The following is a 10881-nucleotide window of genomic DNA, read 5'->3' as shown; positions in this document are numbered from 1 at the left end:
CTCAGCCGAAGCGGCGCGACCGGCGCCGGACCAGCGCGGCCCCGGAGAGCCCGAGCGCGACGGCGGCGCCGACGGCGGCCACGGACGAGACCACGGTCACCGTCGCGTCGGTGGACTCCGCCGTGGACGCGGCCTCAGCGGCACCGCCCTGCTGGGGGCCGAAGCCGCCCGCCTTGCCGGACTTCGCGTACGCCGACCCCGGCAGCTTGTCCCCGTACGCCTTGTGCACCCGCTTCTGGTAGGCGGCGGCCGTCGTGCCGTCGGCGCCGACGGCGCGCACCGCGTCCTTGTCGAGCGGCAGGATCCGCTCGCCCTTCTGCACGTACCAGGCGTTGATCTGGGGTTCGTGGAAGACGGTGCCGCCGGGGAGCTTGGCGGCGCCCACGCGCGCGTAGCGGGTCTCGTCGTCCCCGGTGGCGATGTTCACGACCTGCCAGGAGCCGGACTGCTTGACGGTCCACAGCGACGCCTTCTGGCCGTCGGAGGAGACCGCCGCGCTGGCGAGGAACTCCATGCGGGCGATCGGCGCGCCCGGCTTGCCCGCGACGAAGTCGGGCGACACGTAGTAGACGGGTACGGCGCGCTCGCCCTGCACGCGCGGGTCGGCCTTCGCCTTCGAGACGGCGTTGTCGCGGGCGAAGAAGCGGGCGAGCGTGTCGAGGGTCTTCGGGGCCTCGGCCGCGTCGTGCGCGGCGCCCCGGGTGGCCTCGGAGGGTGCCGACGGCGCGGGAGGCGCCGACGGGCCGGAGTCGGCGCTGGCGTGCGGCGCCGCGAGCCCGAGCAGCAGCGCGGCGGCCGAACCGGCGAGCGTGGCCTTCAGGAGACGGCGATTGCGGGAATCGCGCTCTACGTAGACGCGGGGCAGGTGACGGGTCATCGCTCTCACGCCCCGATCCGGTACAGCGAGTGGGTCCAGGAGAAGGTGTTGTTGTTGACGTACCAGGAGTGCGACGCCCAGTTGTAGCGGTCGCTCGACGGCCACGGGTCGCCCCAGTACACCCAGCTGTTGGCGGTGTCGTAGCCGTAGATGACGTGCATGTGGCCGCCGCCGTTGGACCACTGGATGCGGGTCTCGACGGGACGGTTGGCGTTGATCTCGCTCTGCACGGTGTCGTAGCGCAGCCAGCCGGTGACGTACGAGCCCGAGTTGATGCCCGCCCACCTCAGGGCGGTCTGCACATTGCCCAAGGTGGCCTGGTTGTTGGGGCACTCGGTGTTCTGGCTGCGGTTGAAGGCGGCGTTGCAGAACTGGTTCTGGGAGTAGTTCTTGCCCAGGTAGGTGGCGATGGTGTTGCCCGCCGCGGCCCAGCACCAGTTGGTCTTCTGCTGCGCCTGCATGGTGATGTTCAGGCGCTTGGCGGCGAGGGCGGAGGCGCCGGACGGGTCGGCCGCGGTCGGGGCGACGGCGGCCGGGGCGGCTATGGACGCCGGGGCGGGCGGCGGCGTGGCGGCCGCCGTGGCCGTCGGCACGGCGAACAGGGCCGTCGCGGCGACGGCGAGGGCACACAGCCGTCTGCGGCGGCTGGAGTTGCTGGTTCTGGAGCGCATCGCGGTCCTCCCGAGCACAGTGGGGGTTTGAGGTGGAGGAACGCGTCCGGACGCTGGGTTGAGCATCAAGGCTTGTTGACTTCCGGTCAACACGCTTCAATGCGGGGTTAATGGAACCGTGAACAACCCCCCACCCCTGTGAACACCGGCCGTACGCTCACCTGGCCGACCGCTCCGACCGGCGCGTACACCCCACAGCCGGTGTGAACGTTCACAGAAAGGACCCGCGGTGCGGCACGCCCCCTCCCCCGTGGACAACGCTCCGGACGAACTCGCCTCAGCCCTGCGCACCGGCCCCTTCCACGTCGCCCTGCGCGCCGCGATCGCCGCCCGGCGGCTGCCGTTGCAGCGCGTGCGCCACCATCTCGCGCGCCACGGCGTGAGCGTGGGCGTGACAAGCCTCAGCTACTGGCAACAGGGCGCGCGCCGCCCGCAGCGCGCCGAGTCCCTGCGCGCCGTGCGCGCCCTGGAGGAGATACTCGACCTCCCCGAAGAGTCCTTGATCCGCCTGCTCGCCCGCGCCGACGAGGCACCCTGCGGCGAACGGCCCGCCGCCCGCTCCTACCGCTCCCTGGTGGAGGCCGCCGACGTCCTGCAGGGCCTGCTGGGCGAGCTCGGCTCTCCGCTCGACGGCGGGCTGCACACCATCGGCCACCACGAGCGCGTCCGCATCGGTGCCGCACGCGAGCTCCTCGGCCGCGACTCGGAGCACATCGTGCGCGCGCACCGCGACGGCGTGGACCGCTACGTCGCCATCCACCACGGCGACCCCGGCTGCGCTCCGGAACACACCCGGGTGCTCGCCCTGGAGAACTGCCGTGCCGGGCGCGTGCGCTGGCACCACGACACCGGCGTCCTGGTCGCCGAGCTGCTCTTCGACGCCCGGCTGCGCGCGGGCGACACGCACATGTTCCGCTACGGCTTCGAGGACGGCACGGCCGGGCCGAGCAGCGAGTACTTCAGGGGGTTCAGCTTCGCGGGTGGTCAGTACGCGCTGCAGGTCGGCTTCGCCGAGGACGCCCTGCCCGTGCGCTGCCACCGCTTCACCCAGCACTCGGCCGCCGCCCCGCGCGCGGCACGCCGGGAGCTCACGCTGAGCGGCAGCCACCGCTCGGTGCACCTCGTGGAGCCGCAGGTACGGGCCGGGATCATCGGGATCGAGTGGGACTGGGAGTGACCGGCCCGGGGCCCGCTCTGGCCCCGGCGGCCGCTCAGGCTCCGGGGTCCGCTCAGGCTCCGGGGCCCGCCACGATCTTGCCGCCCGCCACCTTCACGGGCAGCTCCTCCAGGGGCGCGACGGCGGGCTCCTTCAGCACCTTGCCGTTCTTCGCGTCGAACTGGCTGCCGTGGCACTGGCAGATCAGCTTGCTGCCCTGGAGCTTGTTGATGGGGCACCGCGCGTGCGTGCAGATCGTGCTGAACGCCTTGTACTCGTCGTCCGCGATCCGGCTGACCACCACGTTGTGGTCGGTGTACAGCTTCGAGGCGCCCACCGCCACCTCGTCGGCGCCGCCCAGGTCCACCGGCTCCGTCGGCGCCGAGCGGTTGCCGTTGCCGTCACCGGATGAGCAGGCCGTCAGACCGAGCCCGGCGACCGGGGCGAGCGCGGCGGCGCGCAGCACCGCGCGACGGGCGTGGGAGGTGCCGGACATGAGGTCTCCACAGGTCAGGAGGGTTTGGCGACGGGGCAGACCCTACCGTTACGGACCTTCGGGACCGCGTCCGGCACGGGCCTGACCGTGTCGGCCCGTGCCGTGCCCGAGTCCCGCCCGCTCCGGCCGGGCCCCGGCGCAGGCTCTAGCCTGGGCGCAAGCGGAGCGCGGGAAAGGAACCATCAGTGATAGTCGCCGCAGGTGAAGCCCTCATCGACCTCGTTCCCCAGGACTCAGGGCCGGCCACGGACGGCGCCCTCGCCCCGCTCGCGCCCCGGCTCGGCGGCGGCCCCTTCAACACCGCGGTCGCGCTCGGCCGTCTGGGCTCCCCCGCCGCCTTCTTCTCCCGCGTCTCGTACGACGCGTTCGGCGAGGCCCTGCTCGCGCGGCTGCGGGCGGCGGGCGTCGACGTCTCGTGCGTGCAGCGCGGCACCGAGCCGACGACGCTCGCGGTGGCCTCGATCGGCGCGGACGGCTCGGCCGGCTACTCCTTCTACGTCGAGGGCACCGCCGACCGGCTCTTCACCGCGCCGGCGCGGCTCCCCGACGGCGTACGGGCCATGGTCTTCGGGACCTGCTCGCTGGCCCTGGAGCCGGGCGCGAGCGCGTACGAGGAGCTGATGCGGCGCGCGGCGGCGGACGGCGTGTTCACGGCGCTCGACCCGAACATCCGCGCCGGTCTCATCCCCGACGCGGACGCCTACCGCGCCCGGTTCAAGAGCTGGCTGCCGTCGGTGGCGCTCCTGAAGCTGTCGGAGGACGACGCGCGCTGGCTGGGCGGCTCGCCCGAGGAGTGGCTGGCGGCTGGGCCCGCGGCCGTCGTGGTCACGCGCGGCGGCGATGGCCTTTCGGTCTTCACGCGCGCGTGCGGCGAGATCGCCGTGCCGGGCGTCCGCGTCGACGTCGTGGACACCATCGGCGCGGGCGACACCGTCAACGCCGCGCTGCTGCACGGCCTGGCGGCGCGTGAGGCGCTGTCGGCGGCCGCCGTGGCGGGGCTCGGCGGCGACGCGTGGGCGGCCGTCCTGGGTTTCGCGGCGCGGGCCGCGGCCGTCACCTGCTCGCGGGCGGGCGCGGAGCCGCCGTACGCCGGTGAGCTGGCGGAGGCGTAGCCGCTCCGGCCGCTCTCGGGTCAGCCGCTGACCGCGCGCAGGCCGCCCGGCTGACGGCCGTTCAGGCGGTCCAGGGCGGCCGACGTGGCGTCGTCCGCGGGGAGGTGGACCAGCAGGCGCTGGCCGTCGATGTCGGGCAGCGCCAGCGTCTCGTACGACAGGCGCAGCTCGCCCGCCTCGGGATGCGCGAGGCGCTGGACGCCGCTGCGGCGCGGCACGCCGGGGACGGCGGCGACGCGGTCGGCGAACGGCGCTCCGGCGAGGACGGTCAACTCGTCGGCGAACTCCCGGACATGCGGGTCGACCAGCGGCGACTCGCTTCTGAGGTGGGCGATCTGCTCGTCCGCGACGCGGTCCCACTCGGGAAAGGCCCGCTGGGCCCGCTCGTCGGTGAACAGGAACCGGACGATGTTGGGCCGCTGCCCGTCGAGCAGGCCGAGGGGGCGGGCGATCCGTTCGTAGCCTGTCGTGTACGCGAGGATGTCGCTGAGGCGGTTGAGGAGGACCGCCGGGGTGGGTTCGAGGCGGTGCACCAGGTCGCGGACGGTGGCCCGTACGTCCAGGGACGGCGGGGGCGCGCCCGTGCAGCAGGGGTCGCCGTCGCTGCTGCTCACCTTGTGCAGGCGGCGCATGTGCAGCCGCTCCTCCACGCTGAGCCGCAGGGCGTCCGCGAGCGCGCCGAGGACCTGCGGCGAGGGGTGGCGGTCGCGGCCCTGTTCCAGGCGCGTGAGGTACTCGACGCTGATGCCGGCGAGCATGGCGACCTCGGAGCGGCGCAGTCCGGGGGTGCGGCGGCGCGGTCCGCTCGGCAGGCCCGCCTCGGCGGGCGTGACGGCCTCGCGGCGCGTACGCAGAAACGCTCCCAGCTCGTTGTCGCTCACCATTCGAACGTATCAGGGCGCTGGAGCGATCCTGAGCCCTGATCGTGGCCCTGTCACTACCAGCCTCAGCCCGGCCTTCCTCGGCTTCCCACGGCGTTCCACAGTGGTCGGCATGACCTATGAATCCGTTGATGCCACCACCGTCACGACCCCTCTTCCGCTGCCCGCGGGCCGCTGGACCCTCGATCCCCTCCACTCCGCGGTGAACTTCACGATCCGTCACCTGGGCATCTCCAAGGTGCGGGGCCGTTTCGCCGAGTTCGACGCGGAGCTCGTCGTGGGTGAGACGCCGGAGACCAGCTCCGTGACCGCCACGATCAAGCTGGCGTCGATCGACACGGGCAACGCGGACCGGGACGCGCACGTCCGCGCGTCCGATCTGCTGGACGTGGAGCGCCGCCCGACGATGGTGTTCCGTTCGACGCGCATCCAGGGCGCGGGCGAGGACTGGTCGATGGAGGGCGAGTTGACCATCGGCGACGTGACGCGTCCGGTGACGCTCGCCGTGGAGTTCGGCGGGCTCGGCGAGTTCGGTGACATCCGGCACGCGGGGTTCGAGGCGACGGGCGAGATCCGGCGCGGCGAGTTCGGTCTGACCTTCGCTCCCGGGATGCTCGGCGAGGTCGTCAAGATCCAGCTGGACATGCAGTTCCTGGAGCCGGGCAAGGGCGAGGCGTAGCCGCCGGGGCCGCCACAGCCGCCGTGCGGCCCCTTCAGGCGTCGCCGAAGGCTCCGTGCCGTCCTGCTCCGGCGGCGAAGCGGGCGGCGCCTTCGACGGCTTCACCGAGCGCGTGCAGCCCGTGGCGCGTCTCGCCTTCGAGTGCCTGGCGTTCGGACAGGCCGTGCTGTTCGCGGGCGGAGAGGCGGTCGTGCCGCAGGCAGGTCTGGGGGAACGCCGCGATCTCGGCGGCCAGTTGTTCGGCGGCCGCGCGGGCGGTGCCCGGCGGCACGACGCGGTTGACCAGGCCCATGCCGAGGGCTTCGGCGGCGGCCACGGGGCGCCCGGTGAGGATCAGGTCCATGGCGCGGCTCTCGCCGATGAGGCGTGGCAGCCGCACCGTCCCGCCGTCTATCAGCGGCACGCCCCAGCGGCGGCAGAACACACCGAGGACGGCGTCGTCCTCGGCGACGCGCAGGTCGCACCAGAGGGCGAGTTCCAGACCGCCCGCGACGGCGTATCCGGAGACCGCGGCGATGACGGGCTTGGACAGCTCCAGGCGGGTGGGCCCCATCGGGCCGTCGCTCTCGCCGTCCACTTCGGCGATGGTGTTGCCGTCCGGGGTGCCCATGGCCTTGAGGTCGGCGCCCGCGCAGAAGGTGCCGCCTTCGCCCCACAGGACGGCGACGGACGCGTCCGGGTCGGCGTCGAAGGCGCGGAAGGCGTCGGCGAGGGCGCGGGCGGTGGGGCCGTCGACGGCGTTGCGCACGTCCGGGCGGGACAGGACGACGGTGGTGACGGGGCCTTGGCGCTCGATGCGTACGGGCATGGGGGCAAGCCGACCATGGGCGGGGCCCGGTGGACAAGGGTGGTTCGGGCCCGTCGTCGGCCCGGGTCCGTCCGCCCCGGGTGGGGCGGACGGACGGGTGGGCGCCGGGTGAGCGCCGGGTGCGCCCTTAGGCCGTGCGGCTCCGCGTCGCCTTCTTGGCCGGTGCCTTCTTGGCAGCGGTCTTCTTGACGGCGACGGTCTTCTTGGCAGCGGCGGTGTTCTTGACGGCCGCTGCCTTCTTGGGAGCGGCTGTCTTCTTGACTGCGGCCGTCTCCTCCGCCGCGGCCGTCTTCTTGGCGGCAGCCGTCTTGGCGGTTCTGGCCGTCGCCGTCTTCTTTGCCGGGGCGGAGGTGGCCGCCACGGCCGTCTTCTTCCTCGTGCCCCGCGCCGGAGGCGCGCTCGCGTCGCTGATGCGGTCGGCGTCGATGATCTCCCGCAGGAACTTGCCGGTGTGGCTGGCGGGCACCGAGGCGACCTGCTCGGGGGTGCCCTCGGCGATGACGAGGCCACCGCCGCTGCCGCCCTCGGGGCCCATGTCGACGACCCAGTCGGCCGTCTTGATCACGTCGAGGTTGTGCTCGATGACGATGACCGTGTTGCCCTTGTCGACCAGGCCGGACAGGACCTTGATCAGCTTGCTGATGTCCTCGAAGTGCAGGCCGGTGGTCGGCTCGTCCAGGACGTAGACCGTGCGGCCGGTGGAGCGCTTCTGGAGCTCGCTGGCGAGCTTGACGCGCTGGGCCTCGCCGCCGGAGAGCGTGGGCGCGGACTGGCCGAGGCGCACATACCCGAGGCCCACGTCGTGGAGGGTCTTCAGGTGGCGGGCGATGCCGGGGACCGCCTCGAAGAAGCCCAGGGCCTCCTCGATCGGCATGTCGAGGACCTCGGCGATGGACTTGCCCTTGTAGTGCACGTCCAGCGTCTCGCGGTTGTAGCGCGCGCCGTGGCAGACCTCGCACGGGACGTACACGTCCGGGAGGAAGTTCATCTCGATCTTGATGGTGCCGTCGCCGGAGCAGTTCTCGCAGCGGCCGCCCTTGACGTTGAACGAGAAGCGCCCGGGGAGATAGCCGCGGACCTTCGCCTCGGTGGTCTCCGCGAAGAGCTTGCGGACGTGGTCGAAGACGCCGGTGTACGTCGCCGGGTTCGACCGGGGGGTGCGGCCGATGGGCGACTGGTCGACGTGGACGACCTTGTCGACGAGGTCGTCGCCCTCCACGCGCGTGTGGCGGCCGGGGACGGAGCGGGCGCCGTTCAGCTCCCGGGCCAGGTGCGTGTAGAGGATGTCGTTGACCAGCGTCGACTTTCCGGAGCCGGAGACGCCGGTGACGGCGGTGAGGACACCGAGGGGGAAGGAGACGTCGATGTCCCGCAGGTTGTTCTCGCGCGCGCCGTGCACCGTGAGCCGGCGGGACGGGTCGGTGGGGCGGCGCACGTCGGGGACGGCGATCTCCTTCTTGCCCGACAGATACTGGCCCGTCATCGACTTGTCGTTGGCGAGCAGCTCCTTCAGGGAGCCGCTGTGCACCACCTTGCCGCCGTGCTCGCCCGCACCGGGGCCGATGTCGACGACCCAGTCGGCGACCTTGATGGTGTCCTCGTCGTGCTCGACGACGATGAGGGTGTTGCCCATGTCGCGCAGCCGCACCAGCGTCTCGATGAGGCGGTGGTTGTCGCGCTGGTGCAGGCCGATGGACGGCTCGTCCAGGACGTAGAGCACGCCGACCAGGCCGGAGCCGATCTGCGTGGCCAGGCGGATGCGCTGGGCCTCGCCGCCGGAGAGGGTGCCCGCGGCGCGGTTCAGCGACAGATAGTCGAGGCCGACGTCGACGAGGAAGCGCAGCCGCTCGTTGACCTCCTTCAGGACGCGCTCGGCGATCTTCTTGTCGCGGGCGGTCAGCTTCAGCTCGGCGAGGAAGTCCGCGCAGTCGCTGATGGACATCGCCGAGACCTCGGCGATGGACTTCCCCATGACCGTGACGGCGAGGACGATCGGCTTCAGGCGCGTGCCCTCACAGGTGGGGCAGGGGACCTCGCGCATATAGCCCTCGAAGCGCTCGCGACTCGCGTCGCTCTCGGCCTCGGAGTGGCGCCGCTTGACGAAGGGGACGGCGCCTTCGAAGGCGGTGGTGTACACCCGCTCGCGGCCGTACCGGTTGCGGTAGCGCACCTCGATCTGGGTCTTGTGGCCGTACAGCAGGGCCTTCTTGGCGCGCTGCGGGAGGCCTGCCCAGGGCATGTCCATGGAGAAGCCGAGGGCGTCGGCGAGGGCGCCGACGAGGCGGCCGAAGTAGTCCTTGGTGTGGCCGTGCGACCAGGGGTGGATGGCGCCCTCTTCGAGCGACTTGTCCTCGTCCGGGACGAGCAGCTCGGGGTCGACCTCCATGCGGGTGCCGATGCCGGTGCACTCCGGGCAGGCGCCGAAGGGCGAGTTGAAGGAGAAGGAGCGGGGCTCGAGCTCTTCGAAGGACAGGTCGTCGTACGGGCAGTAGAGGTGCTCCGAGTACATGCGCTCGCGCTCGGGGTCGTCCTCGGGGAGGTCGACGAAGTCGAGCACGACCATGCCGCCGGAGAGGCCGAGCGCGGTCTCCACTGAGTCGGTCAGGCGGCGCTTGGCGCTCTCCTTGACCGTGAGGCGGTCGACGACCACCTCGATGGTGTGCTTCTCCTGCTTCTTCAGCTTGGGCGGCTCGGAGAGCTGGACCGTCTCGCCGTCGACCCGCGCGCGGCTGTAGCCCTTGGTCTGGAGGTCGGCGAAGAGGTCGACGAACTCGCCCTTGCGCTCGCGCACCAGCGGCGAAAGGACCTGGAAGCGGCTGCCCTCGGGGAGCTCGAGGACCTTGTCGACGATGGCCTGCGGCGACTGGCGGGAGATCGGGCGGCCGCACTCGGGGCAGTGCGGCTTGCCGATGCGGGCGAACAGCAGGCGCAGGTAGTCGTACACCTCGGTGATGGTGCCGACGGTGGAGCGCGGGTTGCGCGAGGTCGACTTCTGGTCGATGGAGACCGCGGGCGAGAGGCCCTCGATGAAGTCGACGTCCGGCTTGTCCATCTGGCCGAGGAACTGGCGTGCGTACGACGAGAGGGACTCGACGTATCTGCGCTGGCCTTCGGCGAAGATCGTGTCGAACGCGAGCGAGGACTTTCCGGACCCGGACAGACCGGTGAAGACGATGAGGGAGTCACGCGGGAGGTCGAGCGAGACGTTCTTGAGATTGTGCTCGCGCGCGCCACGGACGATGAGACGGTCGGCCACGCCGGTCCGCACCTTTCTTGAGAGAAGTGACAGGGGCGGGGCCCCCGTCCTTCACAGACTAGGGCGACCCACTGACAACGCCGGGACGGATTCTCTGGTCGGTGCCACGATGAAGACCAGACCACCAAGAGTGCCCGATGCCACGCCCGAGCTTATAGCACGGACATTCGATTTGAGGGGGTGCTCAAGCGCCTTCACCCGAACGTGTGGCGCGGCTATCGTCAGGCCCATGATTGATCATGTGCGCGACCTGGCGTCTGTACGTGACGCGACCGACCGGCTGCTCAGCGCGGCCTCCGCATGGGACAACGCCGCGACCGCCGAGCCGTCACGGCTTCCCGGCTGGAGCCGGGGCCACGTCCTCACCCACCTCGCCCGGAACGCCGACGCGCTCGTGAACGTCCTCGCGGGCCGCCCCATGTACACGAGCGCCGACGCCCGCGACGGCGACATCGAGCGGGGCGCGCCCCGCCCCCTGGCCGAGCAGATCGAGGACGTCCGGCTGTCCGCGGCGCGCTTCCAGGACGAGGCGGACCGCCCGGCGGACTGGTCCAGGACGGTGGAGCTGCGCAACGGCGTCACGGACTCCGCGTCCCGCGTGCCCTTCCGGCGGTGGGTCGAGATGGAGCTGCACCACGTGGACCTCGGGGTCGGCTACGAGCTGGAGGACCTGTCCGCCGAGTTCACCGAGCGCGAGATCGCCTTCCTCGCGGACCGCTTCGCCGGGCACCCCGACGTGCCCGCGACCCGGGTCACCGACGGCACGCGCGCGTGGGGCACGGGCCGCGCCCAGGAGAGCGGCGACAAGCCGGAGGTCACGGTCAGCGGCCCGGCGCCCGCCCTGCTCGGCTGGCTCGCGGGGCGCCGTGACGCGGCCGCGCTCGCCGCCTCCCTGACCGTCGAAGGCGGCCCGCTGCCCGCCCTGCCCCCGCTATAGGCTGCCTC

Annotated in this window: 10 protein-coding genes; 4 read left to right on the top strand and 6 right to left on the bottom strand. The window is 72.2% G+C overall.

Features of this window, described 5'->3' with window-relative positions; genetic code table 11:
* Position 1: 1 nt before the first annotated feature.
* Together AC07A4_RS35310 and AC07A4_RS35305 are read right to left on the bottom strand one after the other, a co-directional pair.
* On the bottom strand, positions 2-877 hold the full coding sequence (locus tag AC07A4_RS35310; RefSeq protein ID WP_478606911.1) for a hypothetical protein: 876 nt from the start codon (positions 875-877) through the stop codon (positions 2-4).
* A 5-nt stretch (positions 878-882) separates the two neighbouring features.
* Positions 883-1548, bottom strand: a complete 666-nt coding sequence (locus AC07A4_RS35305) for a papain-like cysteine protease family protein (protein WP_478606908.1) — start codon at positions 1546-1548, stop codon at positions 883-885.
* A 229-nt stretch (positions 1549-1777) separates the two neighbouring features.
* Here AC07A4_RS35305 and AC07A4_RS35300 point away from each other — a divergent pair, with 229 nt between their 5' ends.
* Positions 1778-2725 (top strand): hypothetical protein, encoded by a 948-nt coding sequence (locus AC07A4_RS35300; RefSeq protein ID WP_478606906.1) that lies wholly within the window; start codon positions 1778-1780, stop codon positions 2723-2725.
* Between the two features lie 52 nt (positions 2726-2777).
* Here the strand turns inward: AC07A4_RS35300 and AC07A4_RS35295 are convergent, their stop codons facing one another.
* Entirely contained in the window at positions 2778-3200 is a 423-nt protein-coding gene (locus tag AC07A4_RS35295) for a Rieske (2Fe-2S) protein (RefSeq protein WP_478606903.1), read from the bottom strand.
* 185 nt (positions 3201-3385) lie between these two features.
* Between AC07A4_RS35295 and AC07A4_RS35290 the strand changes: the two genes are divergently transcribed.
* Positions 3386-4312, top strand: a complete 927-nt coding sequence (locus AC07A4_RS35290; protein ID WP_478606900.1) for a carbohydrate kinase family protein — start codon at positions 3386-3388, stop codon at positions 4310-4312.
* Positions 4313-4332: 20 nt separating this feature from the next.
* Here the strand turns inward: AC07A4_RS35290 and AC07A4_RS35285 are convergent, their stop codons facing one another.
* The gene (locus AC07A4_RS35285; protein ID WP_478606898.1) at positions 4333-5193 is read right to left on the bottom strand and encodes a helix-turn-helix domain-containing protein; all 861 of its coding nucleotides are present in this window, start codon (positions 5191-5193) and stop codon (positions 4333-4335) included.
* A 112-nt stretch (positions 5194-5305) separates the two neighbouring features.
* Between AC07A4_RS35285 and AC07A4_RS35280 the strand changes: the two genes are divergently transcribed.
* A complete protein-coding gene (locus AC07A4_RS35280; protein WP_478606895.1) occupies positions 5306-5872 on the top strand; it encodes a YceI family protein in 567 nt (188 codons plus the stop codon).
* A 34-nt stretch (positions 5873-5906) separates the two neighbouring features.
* Here the strand turns inward: AC07A4_RS35280 and AC07A4_RS35275 are convergent, their stop codons facing one another.
* Both AC07A4_RS35275 and uvrA read right to left on the bottom strand, forming a co-directional pair.
* Positions 5907-6680: a crotonase/enoyl-CoA hydratase family protein gene (locus tag AC07A4_RS35275; protein WP_478606894.1), complete on the bottom strand. Its 774-nt coding sequence runs from the start codon at positions 6678-6680 to the stop codon at positions 5907-5909.
* Positions 6681-6807: 127 nt separating this feature from the next.
* Complete coding sequence (uvrA, locus tag AC07A4_RS35270) at positions 6808-9936, bottom strand: excinuclease ABC subunit UvrA (RefSeq protein WP_478606893.1); 3129 nt, start codon at positions 9934-9936, stop codon at positions 6808-6810.
* Positions 9937-10165: 229 nt separating this feature from the next.
* Here uvrA and AC07A4_RS35265 point away from each other — a divergent pair, with 229 nt between their 5' ends.
* Positions 10166-10873 carry a maleylpyruvate isomerase family mycothiol-dependent enzyme gene (locus tag AC07A4_RS35265; RefSeq protein WP_478606890.1) on the top strand — a complete coding sequence of 236 codons (708 nt, stop codon included), beginning with the start codon at positions 10166-10168 and terminating at the stop codon, positions 10871-10873.
* Positions 10874-10881: the final 8 nt, after the last annotated feature.

Source organism: Streptomyces sp. NPDC043996, assembly GCF_056435225.1.
This window is presented reverse-complemented; position numbering and strand designations above follow the sequence as displayed.